Raw genomic sequence first — 18,934 nt, forward strand, 5'->3', positions numbered from 1 at the left:
AAAACACATCAAAGGATAAATTAATACGTTACAAAAACACATCAAATTATTTTTAAACAACTGATAACCAATATTTTAAAATATTTTTTATATTGTTATAGAATTGTTAACTATTTAAAATAAACACTACATTTACTTTAAATCAATTATTTTCATTTTTATTAAAAAATTAACCAAAAAACGATACAATCACAATTACTATAATCAGAAAAAAAGCCGATTATAAAACATTACTTCTAAAAATACCGTTTTTAAATTATGAAATTCATAAACACCTATATTCCAGTTTTTATCCTTTTCATCCTGCCTTTTACTCTCTTTTCACAAGTAAAAAACATCGGATTGCCGGCAATTAAAAATTATAAACGTTCTGAGTATAAAGGAGGCACTCAAAACTGGAATATTGATCAGGATAAAAACGGCAACGTCTACTTTGCAAACAATAGTGGATTGCTTCAATTTGACGGTTCTACCTGGAACAAATATTCACTCCCAAACAATACCGCGATCCGAAGTTTAAAAATAGATCCGTCAGGAAAAATTTATGTTGGAGGAAATAATGAATTTGGCTTTTTTAAAAATGATTCGAAAGGCAAATTAAAGTACCACTCCTTATCCAATTTAATCAGTAAAAAGGACAGCAGAAATATCAATTTAATCTGGCGCATTCACCTCTATAGAGATGAGGTGGTGTTTCAATCTTTCACCAAGGTATTTTTTTATAAAAACAATAAGTTGCGTGTTGTAAATGCCCCTAACAGATTTCAATTTTCTTTTCTTGTAAAGAATCATCTGTATTTTCAGGACAAAGTATTAGGTATTTTAGAATACCAAAATCATAAACTGGTTCCCTTAAAAGGTACCACTGCATTAAACGACAAAGAGATATGGGCGATGTTTCCCCTACCCAATAACAAAATGCTTCTTGCCACACTGGAAAAGGGGCTTTTTATATATGACTACAATAGTGTTACCTCCTGGGAAACAGAAGCCAATACTTTTATCAAAAAAAATACCTCTCTGGGCGGATCCATCATAAAAAACAAGTTTATTGTTCTTAACTCTGTTCTCAACGGCGCAGTAATCTGTGATTTAAACGGCAAAATAATTCAACACTTAAACAGACAAAAAGGATTACAAAACAATACGGTACTAACCTCCTTCGTCGACAATAAAAACAACTTGTGGTTAGGTTTAGATAATGGCATTACCTTTGTAAATCAAAATTCGCCCTTTACCTATTTCGACTACAGCTACAATATAGGTACCGTTTATGCTTCGATAATTTTCAACAAAAATCTATATGTAGCAACAAATCAAGGGCTTTTTTATCATACCTGGACCACGCCTTTCAAAGACGAACCGTTTAATCGGGTTGAAGGTACAATTGCACAAGCCTGGAACATTCAGGTAATCAACAATACCCTGCTATGCGCAAGCAATAGCGGCGCTTTGGTAATAGATCAAAATCGGGTTTCAAAAACCTTAGACAGCAGAGGTTATTTTGGTTTTAAGACCATTCCGGGCCACCCGGATTATATGATCGGAGAAAGTTATAATGGCTTTTCTATATTTAAAAATTCATCCGGTGAAACTCATTTTGTTAATCAGGTAAGTGGATTTGATGAAACCACAAACACTTTCGAAATTGAATTAGACAACAATTTTCTGTGGTTAAGAAAAGATTCACATCTCTATCAAATGAAATTATCTGAAGATCTGAAACGATTCGATTACATAAAAAAACACGCTAATGTCTCTTATACAAACAAAGGAATCGGGAGTTTACAAACCATCAACAATAAGGTTTATTTTCAAACTAAAAATCACTTTTACCGCTATAGCAATGAACAGGAAGGCTTTTTTGAAGACAAAAAAATAACAGCGCTGTTTCACGGAATTCCAACTATAAACACCTTAATAGAAGATAGTGATCATAATTTATGGTATTCTTACCATGAGTCCCTTGGCGTCTTAGTAAAAACAGCAAATGGCAAGTATCACCGAAAAGAAGCTCTGTTTTCAAATTTAACGGGTAATTTGGTAAAGAACTACATCTCTATAAACACCATTGACCCGGGCAATATCTTTATTGGCTTAACCGACGGATTAGCACACTATGATTCTAAAATTTCAAACAAATTCATAACGAAACCCAAAGTGTTTTTCGAAAGCTTTTCTTCCTCAACAGATACGATTATAACGGGCAACCTTAAAAAACCTATAACAGAACTTAGAATCCCCTATAACTCCAACCATGTTAAATTTACGTTCTCCTCTCCCACTTACGAAAATCAGGAAAACATAACGTATTCGTATAAACTGGAGCCATTTGAAGACAGCTGGCGCAATTGGTCAACTATTTCGATCAAAGAATATACAAATCTGAAGGAAGGTAACTATAAAATGCAAATCAAAGCCAAAAACAGTTACGGGGTAGAGTCTGATGTATCGGAAATTAATTTTAGAATAACACCTCCCTGGTACAGACACTTTTTAGCTTATCTGGCTTACTTCTTACTTATTCTTTCGGCCGTTTACATTATTTCGAATAGAATAAAACTTAAAATAAGAAGAAACAAATATTATGAAACCATAGAACAAAGAAGATTGTATCTCGAAAAAGAATCTAAGATCCGACACGATCAGCACGAACTGGAGAAAGAGATCGAAAGGCTAAAAAGTGACAAACTTCAGATAAAAATCCTTGCCAAAGACAAAGAGCTGGTTAGCAATTCTCTTCAGGTAGTCAAGAAAAACAAAGTTTTAAATGGCATCATCCAGAAAATAAAAGACATAGATACCAATACTTTAGACGATTCAACAAAGTTTGAATTTAATAAATTGCACAAAAGCATTGTCAAAGAAGTCAACACTGACAAAAGTTGGAAAGACCTCGAGAAACACATTAAAAATGTACACTTTGAGTTTTTGAAAAGACTAAAAGAAAAATACCCCACCATTTCACCAAGAGAACTGGATTTATCGACCTATTTATTAATGAACATGTCCACCAAGGAGATCGCCGAAATCATGAACATCTCAACGGGAGGTGTAGAACTGGCCCGATACCGTCTAAGAAAAAAACTGGGACTTAATAAAAAAGAGAACCTGATTGGTTTTTTGATGAGTGTTTAAAAACAAAATGCCATCATTAACTGATGGCATTTTTGTCTGATTTATTTAAATATAATCCAAAGTACGCTCCAATGCCATTCCTCTGGAACCTTTTATCAAAATGGTATGATCGTCTAATTTAACTGACTTTAAATAATCGGCAAAAGCATCAAATGTCTCAAAAAAACGAACATTTTCATTAGCTGTTTTATGCAGGTAAAAAGCCTTTCCAATTAGATAACAAACAGATTGATTCTGATCGATTACCGTATCAACAACAATTTTATGTTCCTGCTCGCTTTCGTTTCCAAGTTCAAACATATCCCCTAAAATCATTATTTTGTTCGGATTGTCCAATTGTACAAAATTGGCAATTGCCACAGCCATACTACTCGGATTAGCATTGTAAGCATCTAATATAATCTGATTGGATCCTTTTTTTAATAATTGCGATCTGTTATTGTCGGGGGTATAAGCCTCAATAGCCGATTTAATTTCACCGTCTGCCACTTTAAAATAAGTACCAATCGCAACTGCCGCATTGATATTATTGGCATTGTAAAGTCCAATCAAATTTGAATTGACAACAAATCCATCGTAACTAATCGCTACAAAAGGATTAGCAGTTACCTCCTTAATTTTAATATCAGCCTGCTCTTTGTTAAGACCAAAAGTAAACGACTGAATTGCTTTAGTTTTCTCTACCTGAATCGGATCTTCGAGGTTTACAAAAGCTGTTTTTTTATTCTTAGAAAGATAATCATACATCTCGCTTTTGCCTTGTATCACACCTTCAACTCCGCCAAAACCTTCTAAATGAGCTTTTCCAAAATTGGTAATATAACCATAATCCGGTTGTGCGATTTCGCATAAAAAGGCAATTTCTTTTTTATGATTCGCTCCCATTTCAACAATCCCAAGCTCGGTTTCCTTTGTAAAAGACAAAAGCGTTAACGGAACCCCAATATGATTGTTCAGGTTTCCAATCGTAGCTTTCGTTTTGAATTTTTTAGACAAAACTACATTAATAAGCTCTTTTGTTGTCGTTTTACCATTACTGCCCGTTAAAGCAACCACCGGTAAACCTAAATAGGTACGGTGAAATTTTGCTAATTCCTGTAAGGTTTCCAAGCTATTCTCTACCAATACCGTTCTTTCGTCGATAAAGTAAGAAGCATTGTCAATAACAACAAATAAAGCTCCCAAATCAAGCGCTTGCTGTGCAAAAGTATTGGCATCAAAATTCTCTCCTTTGATGGCAAAAAACATAGAATTTGCCTCAATTTTTCTTGTATCAATTGAAACAGACTTACATTGTAAAAACAAATTATGAATGTCCTGAATATTCATTTATAAAATTTTAATGATCATAAAAATAGACAAAAAAACATAAAAAAATTCCAAATTCCATACTGAAAGATTCAGCTTTTGGAATTTGGAACTTTTTATATTGAAATTTCTAAAACTTAGTTTCTAGGCGATTTTCTTTTTTCGGCTTTTGAACCTACTCTAGACATTGCACATCTAAATCCGATGTAATCTGTTGCCATATCCTGAGGAAAATATCTTCTTTGAGCAGGATCTAACCAATACGCTCTATCTCTCCAAGAACCACCTTTGTATACTCTAACGTTATCATTGATAAGCGTTGTACGTTTACTTGAGCTATCGTATTTTCTAACCATCTTACCTAAACTATCTGTTGTTACATTGTGCTTAGGTGAGTTGTACATTGCCTGATCTGCTTTTGATCCTGATTCAGAATCACCAAAATCAAAATATTTCGATGATTGTTTATCACCATCTCTGTAATTGATATTGTTGCTTGTTGTAAAGTTTTGTCTTAAGTACGTTTCTTGTTCATCGATAGGCACCTGAGCAATTTCACCAGGAAGGTTTCTTGCCACCACTTTACCGTTGCTTAAAGTATCATATTTGATATTGTCTTTAGTGATAATTTCAAGTTTACCGTCTTTACCAATTTTATTTTTAGCGTAAAGGTTTCCTCTAAAATAGTTAAAGTCGTTAGCTTCATTGTCAATAATAGGTCTGTAAACGTCAGCTACCCATTCTGCAACGTTACCTGCCATATCGTATAAACCAAAGTCATTTGGAGCATAACTCTTAACAGAGTTTGTAATATCTGCACCGTCATCTGACCAACCTGCAATTCCACCGTAATCACCGTTTCCTTGTTTAAAGTTAGCCAATTGATCTCCTTTATTTTTACGTTTAGCTGAACGTGTATAATCTCCGGACCAAGGGTATTTCTTTTGTCCTTTATATATATTGTATTCTCTTTGTCCAACATCAGCAGCAGCAGCATACTCCCACTCTGCTTCGGTAGGAAGTCTGTATTCCGGTAAAATTACACCTGAAGAACGTTGTGCGTATACATTTTTAGCTTCCGGAACTACACCGTCTTTACCTGCTTTTAATCTTCTTCCGTTTGGATTTTTCTTCAATACCAATTCTTCATTACCACCATAAGTAGTAGATGGAGAGGCAAGATAAGCTTCTGTATTAAATAAACTCTCAGCACTTACATCCTGAGTTTTAGCTCCTTTTTTAAGGTATCCGTCTTTTTCTAAAACAGCTTCGTTAACACGGTCTGTTCTCCATTTACTAAATTCAACAGCCTGAATCCAGTTAACACCAACTACAGGGTAGTTTGCGTAAGAAGGGTGTCTTAAATAATTATTAGTCATCGTTTCGTTATATCCTAAACGATTTCTCCATACTAAAGTATCAGGAGATGCTCCTTCATAAATGTTTTTGTAATTTTCTTCTGTTGGAGGAAAAACTTTCTTAAGCCATTCCAGGTATTCTAAGTACATACCGTTTGTAACTTCCGTTTCATCCATATAAAATGACTGAACGTGTTGTTGAGTTGGTGTGTTATTCCAATCATGCATAACATCATCCTGTACTTTACCCATAGTAAATGTACCTCCTTCAACAAAAACCAAACCAGGACCAGCCTGTTGTTTTTTGCCTGCGTTTCTGGCAGCAGTTCCATTCTGACTATCTACATCCCAACCCGTTGCTCTGGAAGCGTGACTGGAACTCGATTTTTTGCTACAACTAGCCGTGCCTAACATCAATACCATTGACATCATTAATTGCAAGGCTACAATTTTGTTTACTTTCATACTCATTCTTAGGTGATAAATTTAGGTGCTGCAATATAATAATTAACATTTAATTAGCAACATCTGTTCTAATAATTTTATTTAGCTGTTTTTACCAGAAAATAACCTATAGTTACGAACGCAAAAATATACTTTTTATTATTTACTATAACATGAAATACCATATTTTTACTTACTAAAATATTTTAAAAATAATTGCGTTTTTTCAGTCTATGAAACAAGTCTTATTTCTATACCTGCTCTTCCTTTCATTTGCCTCATTTTCCCAGACAAACGGGAGCTTTACACTAGATTGGAAAAGCAAAAAAGAGATGGGTATTGGTGACGACAAAATAGTCATTCCGTACTTTTCGGGAGCAGCTTTCCGGTTTGATACTACTAAAAAAAACATAACATTACTGCTTAGTTTGGGCGAATCCAACTACTCAAACGGCAATTCTCTTCAGGTTACTAACGTAGTATACGAACCTGTTTCGATTTCGGAATTGGGAGATCTGATGCTCCAAAACATCCCCACCAGGCTAAACGAAACGCTCGAAATCGCTTCGGCAAGAGATAAAAGGCAAGCTTTTATTGCCCTCAATCCAATTATAAAAGACGGAAACAGCTTCAAACGTGTCAGCTCTTTTTCTTATTCCATAAACAACGCAACATCCAGAAACAGCAACTCTTCTTTATTTCAAAAATCAAACGCGATACACAATTCGGTTTTAGCGACAGGTGACTGGTACCGATTTTACATCGAAAAATCAGGTGTTTACAGACTATCCAAATCATTTTTACAAAGCTTAGGTTTTGACGCCGGAAAAGTAGACCCGAGGCGAATCAAAATCTACGGAAACGGAGGCCAGATGCTCCCTCTTGCCAACAACATTGACTACCCTGATGATTTAACCGAAAATGCCATTCACGTTATTGGAGAAAATGACGGCGTTTTTAACAACGACGACGCTATTCTCTTTTATGGCGAAGGAGTAGATAATTGGAACACGGAGAGTCAAACAAATATCAATGCTTACGACACAAAATCGTACTATTATATCACGATCAGCGGTGGAGACGGGAAGCGAATGGCAACCACAAATCAGCCAACAAACAACAGCACTTTAGAATTAAACACCTATGACGATTATCAATACCATGAAGTTGACAAAATAAACATTGCCCACACCGGCCGTCAATGGTATGGCGAAGCATTCGACATCAATACCGAACAGGAATTTGACTTTAATTTTCCTAATCTTGAAACGGCAACTCCCATAAAAATACAACTAAACGCAGCTTCAGCAGCCTACACCGCCACTTCATTTGATGTCTCTGCAAACGGACAAAATATCGGCATCATTAACTTCAATAGCTTGACATTAGGCTCTGATTTAAAATTTTACAGCAACCAACTTCCTCAAAACAGTTCCTTTTTAGGCAGTGAAAATGTAAAAATAAAACTTACCTACAACAACAATAGTGTACCGGGATCAAAAGGGTATCTGGATTACATCAATTTAATTGCCAAAAGAAAACTACTGGGAACCGGCAAACAATTTAGATTTCAATATGATTTGGCCGGTTCAACGGCAGGAATCGTAAATTACACCATTGGTAATGCTGCCGGAATTGCACAAATTTGGGACATTACAGACCTATATAATGTATCGAAAATTGAAAACCCTAATCAAACCACTTTTAGCTTTAAGGCAGCACTGGGAGAAATACGAAAATACATAACACTTGTTCCCGCTGATTATTACAGTCCATTAAAAGAAAGCCAATCCAAAATCAGCAATCAAAATTTAAAAGGCACCCTTTTTAAAAACAATCAAAATACTTTTCAGGACATCGATTATGTAATCGTTGCTCCGAGATTTTTAGTTTCACAAGCCGAAAATCTGGCCAACTTTCACCGCAACAATTCCGGTCTCAGCGTAAAAGTAATTGCATTGGAAAATATCTATCAGGAATTCTCTTCCGGAAAACAGGACGTGGCAGCGATCAGAAATTGCATCAAGTACATTTACAACAACGCCTCTTCTCCTGATAAAAAGATAAAATACCTGAATTTATTTGGAGACGCTTCTTTTGATTATAAAAATCGCACCCGAAACAACAACAATATTGTACCTATATATCAATCTTTAACAAGCAACACCACCGGAGAAGCATCCTTTGCCTCTGATGATTTTTATGCACTAATGGATCCCGACGAAGGAAACCTAACTTCTTTCGCCAAAGGAATTGATATAGCCGTTGGAAGAATGTTGGTTTCGAGCAACGGTCAGGCACAGGAAATGGTTAATAAAGTTCTGGACTACCACAACATTAAGTCTTTTGGAAATTGGAGAAATAACATTGTACTGATTAGTGATGATTCAGACAAAAGTTCGGACGCTTCTTTACAAGCCAGACAAAACACTCTGGCAGATGTTATCGCTACGGAGAAACCCTTTTTTAATATTGACAAAATTTTCCTTGACTCTTACACACAGGAGGCTTCTTCCGGCGGGTCGAGATATCCTAAAGCAAGAACAGATTTTTTTAATGCTTTCGAAAAAGGCGCATTGGTATTTAATTATCTGGGACACGGTGGAGAAGATGGCCTTGCAGCCGAACGAATTTGGGAAAAAGCAGACGGACAAAACCTGAACAATCAATACAAATATCCATTATTCATCACGATCACATGTGATTTCTCCCGATTTGATGACCCAACCAAACCTACCGCGGGTGAGTATGTCTTTTGGAATCCTAAAGGAGGTGCCATCTCAATGCTTACCACTATTCGCGCTATCGGACAATTTAACGCCGAAAACTTCAATGACAACCTAAGCAAAAACTTACTGGCATACGGATCCAATCAATATATAACTATTGCCGAAGCGCTCCGAATTTCCAAGAACGATACCCCAAGCTCCTCCAGCAATGTGATTTTGTACTTAGGAGATCCTGCTTTGATGCTGGCTATTCCAAAACCTAAAATTGTTTTAACAAAAGTTAATGATATTGTGATTTCACAACCGATCCCTGACTTTAAATCCCTTTCAAAGATCAAACTTACGGGTGAAATAACCGACGAAAACAACAATCTTTTAAGCAATTACAACGGAGAATTAGCTACCGCCATTTTCGACAAACTAATCACCACCACGACATTAAACAATGATGGTTTTAGTCCGGCAATGCCATTTAAAATCCTCGGAGAAACCATATTCAGAGGGAATGCCTCTGTCAAAAACGGACAATTCGAATTTAGCTTTATCGTACCACGTGACATCAGAATCCCTGTTGACAATGGTCGCATTAGCTTTTATTCCAAAAAAGAAGGTCTTCCGGAAAACCAAACCGGATACAACAATACCATTAAAATAGGTGGTGTAAACGAAAATGCACCTCAGGACAATATAAGTCCAAAAGTTAAGTTATATATGAACGATGAAACTTTCGTTTCGGGTGGAATTACAAATAGCTCTCCTTTTCTATTAGCTTTTCTGGAGGATGAAAATGGTATTAATACGGCGAGCGGAATCGGACATGATATTATAGCCGTTTTAGATGGAGATGTTAGTAATCCTTTTATACTAAACGATTACTATCAAACCAAATTAGACGATTACACAAACGGAAACTTACGTTTCCCATTAAGAAATTTAGCAGCAGGAATGCACACTATAAGTTTTACTGCATGGGACGTTTACAACAATCCCATCACAAGTGAAATACAATTTGTAGTAGTTGGCGATGAATCTCTAACACTATCACACGTTCTTAATTACCCCAATCCATTTTCAACCTACACTCAATTTTGGTTTTCACACAACAGACCTTATGAGCCTTTAGAAGCTCAGGTTCAGGTAATGACAATTACCGGAAAAGTTGTTTGGACAAAAAATCAAATCATTACCACTGAAGGATTTTTATCAAGAGAAATAACCTGGGACGGAAAAGATGATTTTGGCGACAGAATCGGAAAGGGTGTTTACATTTACAAATTGACTGTAAAATCGACCTTAACAAATAAAAAGGCAGAAAAATACGAAAAGCTTGTCATTTTGTAAAAATATCTATATTTGTATCACAAACATCTTTTTAGTTCAATCAATGAAAAAAATAGCTCTCTTCTTAATTTGTTTTTTAGTTCTTTCACAGGCAAAAGCTCAGGATATTGTTCCAATTACAACCGGAGTTCCGTTTTTATTAGTTGCAGCAGATGCACGCGCAGCCGGTTTAGCGGATCAGGGTGTTGCAACATCAGCCGATGTCTTTTCTCAACAATGGAATCCGGCCAAGTATGCTTTCTCAGAAGACAAACAAGGCTTCTCTGTCAGCTACACTCCTTATTTAACCGATTTAGCCAATGACATTTCCCTTGGACAAGTAACCTATTACAACAAAATTAATGAGCGAAGTGCTTTTGCCGGTAGTTTGCGTTATTTTGGTTTTGGAGATATTGAACTAAGAAGAGATCCAAATGATGTTGCCAATGTAGTATCACCAAATGAATTTGCTCTGGACGGTTCTTACTCCCTAAAACTAAGCGACGAATTTTCGATGGCGGTAGCCGCGCGATACATACGCTCTAACCTAAAAATCGCTTCGGAAGATGTTGACGCAACAGCTGCCGGTTCTTTTGCCGTAGACGTTGCGGGATTTTATCAGTCGGAAGAAATTGCTTACAACAGCTTTAACGGAAGATGGAGAGGTGGTTTTAACATGCAAAACATCGGACCGAAGATAAGCTACGATCATGACAACATAAGTTCTAGCTTTTTACCTGCAAACCTGCGTTTGGGAGGTGGTTTTGATTTTATCCTTGACGATTACAACAAGATCGGAGTTAGCGTAGAATTTTCAAAACTTTTAGTTCCAACTCCTCCGGGACCGGGAACGCCTTTTGATGCTAATGGCGACGGAGATTTTACAGATCCGGGCGATATTGACCAAGCAGAGGCCAACGCTATAAACTATAAAAACTACAACGACATCGGTTGGGTTTCCGGAATATTTAAATCTTTTGGAGATGCACCGGGTGGATTTAGCGAAGAATTAAAAGAAATCACCTATAGTATAGGAGGAGAATACCTGTATCAGGATTCGTTTGCCATAAGAACCGGTTATTTTCACGAAAGCCCTCAAAAAGGAGGCCGTCAATTCTTTTCTTTAGGAGCAGGTTTTAAGTATAGTGTAGTAAAAGTTGACGTCTCTTACTTATTTTCAGCTTCAAAAGTTAAAAATCCGTTAGAAAACACGCTTCGTTTCTCTTTAACCTTTAACTTTGGCGATAAATACGAAGTATACTAAACAAAAATAAATTAAAAGAATAACAACAATCCAAATTTCTACTTTTAGGAATTTGGATTTTTTTTCCCTTAAAAAGAATGAAAGAAATAAACTTTACCTCCTCATTTTTATCTTATGATTCATTTGAAGAACTACCTGCAGACATTCAGGAATTAATGAATCAGGCAGTCGAAATTCGCAAAAAAGCCTACGCCCCTTATTCACAATTTAAAGTTGGAGCCGCCTTATTACTCGATAACGGAAAAATAGTTCTGGGATCTAATCAGGAAAATGCCGCTTATCCGTCGGGATTATGCGCAGAACGTGTGGCTATTTTTCATGCAGGAAGTGTTTATCCGGAGGCAAAAATTTTAAAAATAGCAATCTCAGCTGCATCCGATACCAATCAGACAAAAGCGCCAATCCCGCCTTGTGGATCCTGCAGACAATCAATTGCCGAATATGAAATCAAACAAGACACTCCAATAGAGATTTATTTTATGGGTGAAATTGGTGCAATTTACAAATCGGCATCACTCAAAAATTTACTCCCTTTTATGTTCGATAAAAAGTTCTTGTAAAAAAAGACTAAAAAGTACATTTTAAATTTTAGTTCTTAAACGGAATGTCTTATTTTTGCATCCCGACCTTTTCGGGCGCAAATTTGTGGGAGGAAACTATTTTGCGTTACAGGCACAATCGATAACACAAACAACTTTAGCAAAAGAGAGAATTCAAATGAAAGAAGTTACAAAAGAGGTATATTTAAAGTGGTACGAAGACATGCTACTTTGGAGAAAGTTTGAGGACAAACTTGCAGCATTATACATTCAACAAAAAGTTAGAGGTTTTCTACACCTATATAATGGTCAGGAAGCTGTATTAGCAGGTGCTTTACACGCTATGGACCTGACCAAAGACAAAATGATTACTGCTTACAGAAACCACGTACAACCAATTGGTATGGGAGTTGACCCAAGACGTGTAATGGCTGAGCTTTTAGGAAAAGCAACAGGAACTTCCAAAGGTATGGGAGGTTCTATGCACATTTTCTCTAAAGAACACCGTTTTTACGGAGGTCACGGAATCGTTGGTGGACAAATCCCTGTTGGAGCCGGTTTGGCTTTTGCAGACAAATACTTCGAAACAGGAGGAGTTACTATGACTTACTTTGGTGACGGAGCTGCAAGACAAGGTTCTTTACACGAAGCCTTCAACATGGCAATGTTATGGAAACTACCAGTTGTATTTATCGTTGAAAACAACGGTTATGCAATGGGAACTTCTGTAGAAAGAACTGCAAATCATACTGATATCTGGAAACTTGGTTTAGGATACGAAATGCCTTGTGGACCGGTTGACGGAATGAATCCTGTAAAAGTTGCAGAAGCAATGACTGAAGCTATCGACAGAGCACGTCGTGGTGACGGACCAACTTTCCTTGAAATGAAAACGTACCGTTACAGAGGACACTCTATGTCTGACGCACAATTGTACCGTTCTAAAGAAGAGGTTGAAGAATACAAAAAAATTGACCCTATTACACAAGTTTTAGATGTAATTATGGATCAAAAGTATGCTACAGAAGAAGAAATCGAAGTAATTGACCAAAGAGTTAAAGATTTGGTTGAAGAATGTGTGAAATTTGCTGAAGAATCTCCATATCCTGAATTACAACAATTATACGATGTGGTATACGCACAAGAAGACTACCCATTTACACCTCATAAACTATAAAATATTATGGCGATAAAAGTAACAATGCCTCGTTTGAGCGATACTATGACGGAAGGAACGGTAGCAACTTGGCTAAAAAAAGTAGGTGACAAAATTAGCGAAGGTGATATCTTAGCCGAAATTGAAACAGACAAAGCAACAATGGAGTTCGAATCTTTTAACGAAGGAACTCTTTTACATATTGGAATACCTGCCGGAGAAACTGCTCCTGTAGACTCATTATTAGCGATCATTGGAAATGAAGGAGAAGATATTTCTGCTCTTTTAGCCGGTGGTAACGCTCCTGCTGCAGAAGCTCCAAAAGCGGAAGCCGCTCCTGCTGAAACAAAAACAGAAGCTGCTCCTGCAAAAGCCGCAACTGAATTACCAAAAGATGTTGTAGTAGTAACTATGCCTCGTTTGAGTGATACAATGACGGAAGGAACTGTAGCTACCTGGTTGAAAAAAGTAGGTGATGCTGTTTCTGAAGGAGATATTTTGGCAGAAATTGAAACAGACAAAGCTACTATGGAGTTTGAGTCTTTCAATGCCGGAACTTTATTATACATCGGAATTCAGGAAGGAAATACCGCTCCGGTTGACAGCTTACTAGCGATCATCGGGCCTGCGGGAACTGATATTTCAGGAATTTCTGAAAATTATACTGCCGGAGGTACTGCAACTGCAAGCACTCCAGCAACTGAAGAAGCAAAAACAGCTCCTGCTGCTGAAAAAGCACCGGAAGCAATTGTTGAAACTTCAAACGGAAGAATCTTAGCTTCACCATTAGCTAAGAAAATTGCATCTGACAAAGGAATCCAATTAAGCCAGGTTAAAGGTTCAGGAGAAAACGGACGTATCGTAAAAAGCGATATCGAAAACTTTACTCCGGCTGCTCAAGCGCAAGCTACTACTGCAGCACCTGCCGCTAAAGCACAGGAAACTGCTGCACCGGCTGCACCAAAAGTATTCGTTCCTGCCGGAGAAGTTTACACCGAAGAGATCAAAAATTCTCAAATGCGTAAAATCATTGCAAAGCGTTTGGCAGAATCTTTATTTACAGCACCTCACTACAACTTAGTGATCGAAGTAAGCATGGACGAAGCAATGCAGGCAAGAGCAACAATCAATACGGTTCCGGATACAAAAGTATCTTTTAACGATATGGTAATTAAAGCTTGTGCTTTAGCCTTGAAAAAACACCCAAAAATCAACTCTCAGTGGAAAGAAGATGCTATTATCATCAACCACCACGTAAATATTGGAGTTGCTGTTGCTGTTGAAGACGGATTAGTAGTTCCTGTATTGAAATTTACAGACGCTATGAGTTTATCTCAAATCGGAGCCAGCGTAAGAGATCTTGCAGGAAGAGCTAAAAACAAAAAGCTTGGACCACAAGAAATGGAAGGAAGCACATTTACAGTTTCTAACCTTGGAATGTTTGGTATTACGGAATTCAACTCCATTATCAACCAACCTAACTCTGCTATCCTTTCAGTAGGTGCAATTGTAGAAAAACCGGTTGTTAAAAACGGTCAGATTGTAGTAGGAAACACCATGATGTTATCATTAGCTTGTGACCACAGAACAATTGACGGTGCTACCGGAGCTCAATTTTTACAAACTTTAAAACAATACATCGAAAGTCCGGTAACTATGCTAGCATAATCAATCCGAACCTATCGAAGGTTATTTATATTAAAATCCCGTTTTGAACTTTCAAAACGGGATTTTTTATTTAATTTAGATTCCTCAATTTAACTTTTAAACCATGAAGAAAGTAATTCTCCTTACCTTATTCCTGACTGCTTTGGCCTGTCAGAAAAAAGAAACCACCAAAGAAACAAATAAAGAAAAAACAACAGTCAAAGACGAGCACACCTTCTCAAAACCGGATCTGGCCGTTGTAAAACATTTAGATCTGGATATCAAAGTTGATTTTGCAACCCAAACCCTTTCCGGAAAAGCCTCCTGGCAGATTGACAATATCAGCAAAGGAAACGAAATTATATTTGATGAAAACACCCTAAACATTACAAAAGTAACTTTAGGCGATGAAGAAAAAGAAACCAAATTTGAACTTGGTTCAGAAGTTGAATTTCACGGAAAACCACTTCACATTACCATCGAACCCAATACTACAAAAGTTAACATTTACTACAGCACCACCAAAGAAGCTGTTGCATTACAATGGCTAACTCCACAACAAACAGCAGACAAAAAGAAACCTTTTCTTTTTTCTCAGGGAGAAAGCGTCTGGTCACGTACCTGGATTCCATGTCAGGATTCTCCGGGAGTTCGTTTTACTTACAATGCAAAAGTTACTGTACCTAAAGATTTAATGGCCGTAATGAGCGCTGTAAATCCACAGAAAAAGAACGATACCGGAATTTATACTTTCAAACAAGACAAAGCGATCCCTTCTTATTTAATGGCGATTGCAGTCGGAGACATTCAATTTCAATCTATAGACAACAGAACCGGTGTTTATGCAGAACCATCTGTACTTAAAAAAGCTGCTTGGGAATTTGCTGAACTCGGAAAAATGGTAGTGGCTGCCGAAAAATTATACGGCCCTTATCGTTGGGGACGCTATGATGTATTGGTTTTACCACCAAGCTTCCCATATGGCGGAATGGAAAACCCAAACCTGACCTTCTTAACTCCGGGTGTTATTGCAGGAGATCGTTCGTTAACCAGCTTATTAGCACACGAACTAGGTCATAGCTGGAGCGGAAACTTAGTTACCAATGCTACCTGGGACGATATCTGGTTAAACGAAGGTTTTACGACTTACGTTGAACATCGTATTGGCGAGGAAATTTTCGGCAAAAAAGAAGCCGATATGCAAAATGTGCTTACCCGTGCAGATCTAGAAGACAATGTAGCCGAATACGGCAAAACAAATCCGGACACCCGTTTAAAAGTAAGCCTTACCGACAGAAATCCGGATGATGGAATCAATCAAATCCCTTATGTGAAAGGATACAACTTTTTAAAAGTAATCGAACAAGCAGCGGGTCGCGAAAAATTTGATACTTTCATCAGAAACTATTTCGATGCACATGCTTTTCAATCGATCACAACAGAAGATTTTGTTGCTTATTTAAACGAAAATCTGATCAAAGGAGACAAAACTCTTGCCGATAAAATCAAATTAGACGAATGGATTTACAAACCGGGGATCCCTTCCAACATCACTCCTGCCGTTTCTGATGATTTTACCGCAATAGATGCTATTCAAAAAAACTGGAGACAAACCGGTGTAAAAGGATTAAATCAGAAAATAAAATCGACTACCGAGAAAGAATACTTCATCGATCACCTTCCGAAGGATATTACACCAAAAGAAATGGCAGAACTTGATGCTGAATTCAATTTCACTAAAGGAGGAAACTTCGTTATCAAACGTCAATGGTTTGTACCTTCAATCCGTAGTCATTATACCGCTGCTAATCCTGCAATCGAACAATTTCTGATTGGAATAAGCAGAACAGGATCTTTGATGACCTTATACAAAGAGATGGTAAAAACTCCGGAGGGAAAAATCTGGGCAAAACAAATCTTTGAAAAAGCAAAATCAGGTTATCACGCCACAACTATTCAAAGTGTTGAAGGGTTGTTAAAATAAACCCTTATCATAACAAACAAGAGCCCCGATAAAAATTATCGGGGCTTTTTTTAGCGCAAAAAAAGTCTAGTTTTTATTCTTAGCCTCAATCCATTTTGACATGTATTTGGTGCTTTTTAAAGTATGGAGTTGCAACAAACTTCCCATAAAATTATGAAGACGATGATTTTCTGAATCCATCAATAAGCCGCCAATTATGTTGATTAATGCCACAGCAAATGCACTCTTTTGGTAACATTTGTTTATAATATCGATTCCGTTTTTTTGAGATTGTTTCCATAAACTTTCATCCTGATACAAGGCAATGGCCTGTTTTGCAAAAAGCTCCATGTCATTTGTAATAAATCCGTTCCAGGGTAAATCAGCATGCATAGCCTCTGCCCCAACCTCCGATGTGATGCTGGGAGTTCCGCACTGCATGGCTTCTAACAATTTCCCTTTTAAACCTGCTCCAAAACGAATCGGAGCCAGAACTACTCTGGCTTTTTTTACAATCTCATTAGCATCAGCAGCTCTTCCCATAATAAAAAAACCATTTTTTGACTGGTGCAACTGCAACACTTTCTGAGACGGATAAGCCCCATAAACCTTTAAGATTGCTTCCGGAAACTCTTTTCTAATCAAAGGCCAGATGGCTTCTTTCAGGTATTGAACCGTATTCCAATTGGGTTCATGAAGAAAATTCCCGATAAAAACAAAATGCTCACGGTCTTCAAACAAAGGCAGACTTAAAAGCTCTTCTTCCTTCATTTCATCAACCAAAAAAGGCAGATAAAACAACAGTCTGGAATCAATTTTGAAGATATCATTTAGAATCTTCATTTCAAATTCTGAAATAATTAGCGACAAATCGCATCTTAAAATACTGGCAATTTCGCGCTTAGCGACTTCTTCCGAAAACAAATCAAACAGTTCGAAAGTTCTGTTTTCTCTAAAGGCTTTCTGTCTCGCCGTTCTTAAGCAATGCAAATCTTCGGTATCTAATATCCGGATCGCTTTTGGACAATTTTCAGAAACACGCCACCCAAACTGCTCTTCAATCATAAAACGATCAAATAAAACAACATCGGGATTTAAGTCCTTCACGAAAACATCAAAACTTGAATTATTCAGTTCAATAGCTTTTTTCTCCACTCCAAAAGCGTCCAAATCAACCATAAAGTCGCTGTCTAAAGCAGGGCTTGCAAATGTAATTTCAAATCCATTTTCTTTAAAAATAGAAATTAATTGCATCATTCGGCCACCGGCTGCAGAGGAGTTTGGTTCCGGCCATACAAAACCAATAATTAAAAGTTTTTTTATTTTATTCATTTTAGATCTTTGAAGCTACAAAATAATGCTTTTTTGAGCGTAATTACGCAATAATTACTCATTTTCGGTTATAAAAAGACTAATTTTGCAGAAAACAATTCTCTTGTAAATTATGTTGGGATTAAAATTAGCCACGGACCCTCGCTGGGTAAATATAGTCGAATCAAATATCGAAGAAATTCTGACGGATCACGCCTGGTGTGAGCAGAAAGCGGCTTCAAACGCAATAAGCTTGGTTACGTACAACTCTGAATTAGAGGAATTGGTAACCGAAATGCTGGTTATTGCCAGAGAAGAGTTAGAGCATTTGCAAATGGTGCATGACTTAATCAAAAAAAGAGGTTTGACTTTGGGACGCGAAAGAAAGGATCATTATGTAAATGAACTTTTTAAATTTATGAAGAAAGACGGAAGTCGAAGAGATGCTCTTTGTGATCGCCTGCTATTTTCTGCCATGATTGAAGCCAGAAGCTGCGAACGTTTTAAAGTTTTATCTGAAAACATACAAGACCCGGAGCTGGCTAAATTCTATCGTGATCTGATGATTTCCGAGGCCGGACATTATACTACATTTTTAGGTTTTGCCAGAAAATACACTGACAATATAGATATCGATAAGCGCTGGAAAGAATGGATTGAATTCGAAGGTTCTATCATTACAAATTATGGAAAAAAAGAAACTGTACACGGATAACCTACAGTTTCTTTTTCTTTAAATAATCGACATTTATAACAC

General features: G+C 37.0%; 11 protein-coding genes. 8 read left to right on the top strand and 3 right to left on the bottom strand.

Annotation, left to right across the window (positions count from 1 at the left end; translation table 11 throughout):
• Nucleotides 1-258: 258 nt before the first annotated feature.
• The gene (locus G3A47_RS04600; protein WP_166920841.1) at nt 259-3,138 is read left to right on the top strand and encodes a triple tyrosine motif-containing protein; all 2,880 of its coding nucleotides are present in this window, start codon (nt 259-261) and stop codon (nt 3,136-3,138) included.
• A gap of 45 nt (nt 3,139-3,183) precedes the next feature.
• Here G3A47_RS04600 and G3A47_RS04605 read toward each other — a convergent pair whose 3' ends face one another.
• Together G3A47_RS04605 and gldJ are read right to left on the bottom strand one after the other, a co-directional pair.
• Nucleotides 3,184-4,467 carry a UDP-N-acetylmuramoyl-tripeptide--D-alanyl-D-alanine ligase gene (locus tag G3A47_RS04605; RefSeq protein WP_166920843.1) on the bottom strand — a complete coding sequence of 428 codons (1,284 nt, stop codon included), beginning with the start codon at nt 4,465-4,467 and terminating at the stop codon, nt 3,184-3,186.
• Between the two features lie 116 nt (nt 4,468-4,583).
• A complete protein-coding gene (gene gldJ, locus G3A47_RS04610) occupies nt 4,584-6,269 on the bottom strand; it encodes a gliding motility lipoprotein GldJ (RefSeq protein WP_166920845.1) in 1,686 nt (561 codons plus the stop codon).
• Nucleotides 6,270-6,481: 212 nt separating this feature from the next.
• Between gldJ and porU the strand changes: the two genes are divergently transcribed.
• The 6 genes from porU to G3A47_RS04640 all read left to right on the top strand — a co-directional run bounded on the left by porU (nt 6,482) and on the right by G3A47_RS04640 (nt 16,887).
• Nucleotides 6,482-10,318 (top strand): type IX secretion system sortase PorU, encoded by a 3,837-nt coding sequence (gene porU, locus G3A47_RS04615; protein WP_166920847.1) that lies wholly within the window; start codon nt 6,482-6,484, stop codon nt 10,316-10,318.
• Between the two features lie 43 nt (nt 10,319-10,361).
• Nucleotides 10,362-11,561: a type IX secretion system outer membrane channel protein PorV gene (gene porV, locus G3A47_RS04620; RefSeq protein WP_166920849.1), complete on the top strand. Its 1,200-nt coding sequence runs from the start codon at nt 10,362-10,364 to the stop codon at nt 11,559-11,561.
• Nucleotides 11,562-11,638: 77 nt separating this feature from the next.
• Nucleotides 11,639-12,121, top strand: a complete 483-nt coding sequence (gene cdd, locus G3A47_RS04625) for a cytidine deaminase (RefSeq protein WP_166920851.1) — start codon at nt 11,639-11,641, stop codon at nt 12,119-12,121.
• Between the two features lie 157 nt (nt 12,122-12,278).
• On the top strand, nt 12,279-13,277 hold the full coding sequence (gene pdhA, locus G3A47_RS04630; protein ID WP_056190513.1) for a pyruvate dehydrogenase (acetyl-transferring) E1 component subunit alpha: 999 nt from the start codon (nt 12,279-12,281) through the stop codon (nt 13,275-13,277).
• Nucleotides 13,278-13,283: 6 nt separating this feature from the next.
• Nucleotides 13,284-14,924, top strand: coding sequence for a pyruvate dehydrogenase complex dihydrolipoamide acetyltransferase (locus G3A47_RS04635; protein ID WP_166920853.1), 1,641 nt, complete (start codon nt 13,284-13,286; stop codon nt 14,922-14,924).
• Nucleotides 14,925-15,027: 103 nt separating this feature from the next.
• Entirely contained in the window at nt 15,028-16,887 is a 1,860-nt protein-coding gene (locus G3A47_RS04640; protein WP_166920855.1) for a hydrolase/aminopeptidase, read from the top strand.
• A 66-nt stretch (nt 16,888-16,953) separates the two neighbouring features.
• On the opposite strand, the gene G3A47_RS04645 is transcribed toward G3A47_RS04640, so the two are convergent.
• Nucleotides 16,954-18,198: a glycosyltransferase family 4 protein gene (locus G3A47_RS04645; RefSeq protein WP_166920857.1), complete on the bottom strand. Its 1,245-nt coding sequence runs from the start codon at nt 18,196-18,198 to the stop codon at nt 16,954-16,956.
• Between the two features lie 112 nt (nt 18,199-18,310).
• Here G3A47_RS04645 and miaE point away from each other — a divergent pair, with 112 nt between their 5' ends.
• Nucleotides 18,311-18,892, top strand: coding sequence for a tRNA-(ms[2]io[6]A)-hydroxylase (miaE, locus tag G3A47_RS04650; protein WP_166920859.1), 582 nt, complete (start codon nt 18,311-18,313; stop codon nt 18,890-18,892).
• Nucleotides 18,893-18,934: the final 42 nt, after the last annotated feature.

The sequence above is a fragment of the Flavobacterium poyangense genome, assembly GCF_011751075.1.
GTDB classification, from domain to species: domain Bacteria; phylum Bacteroidota; class Bacteroidia; order Flavobacteriales; family Flavobacteriaceae; genus Flavobacterium; species Flavobacterium poyangense.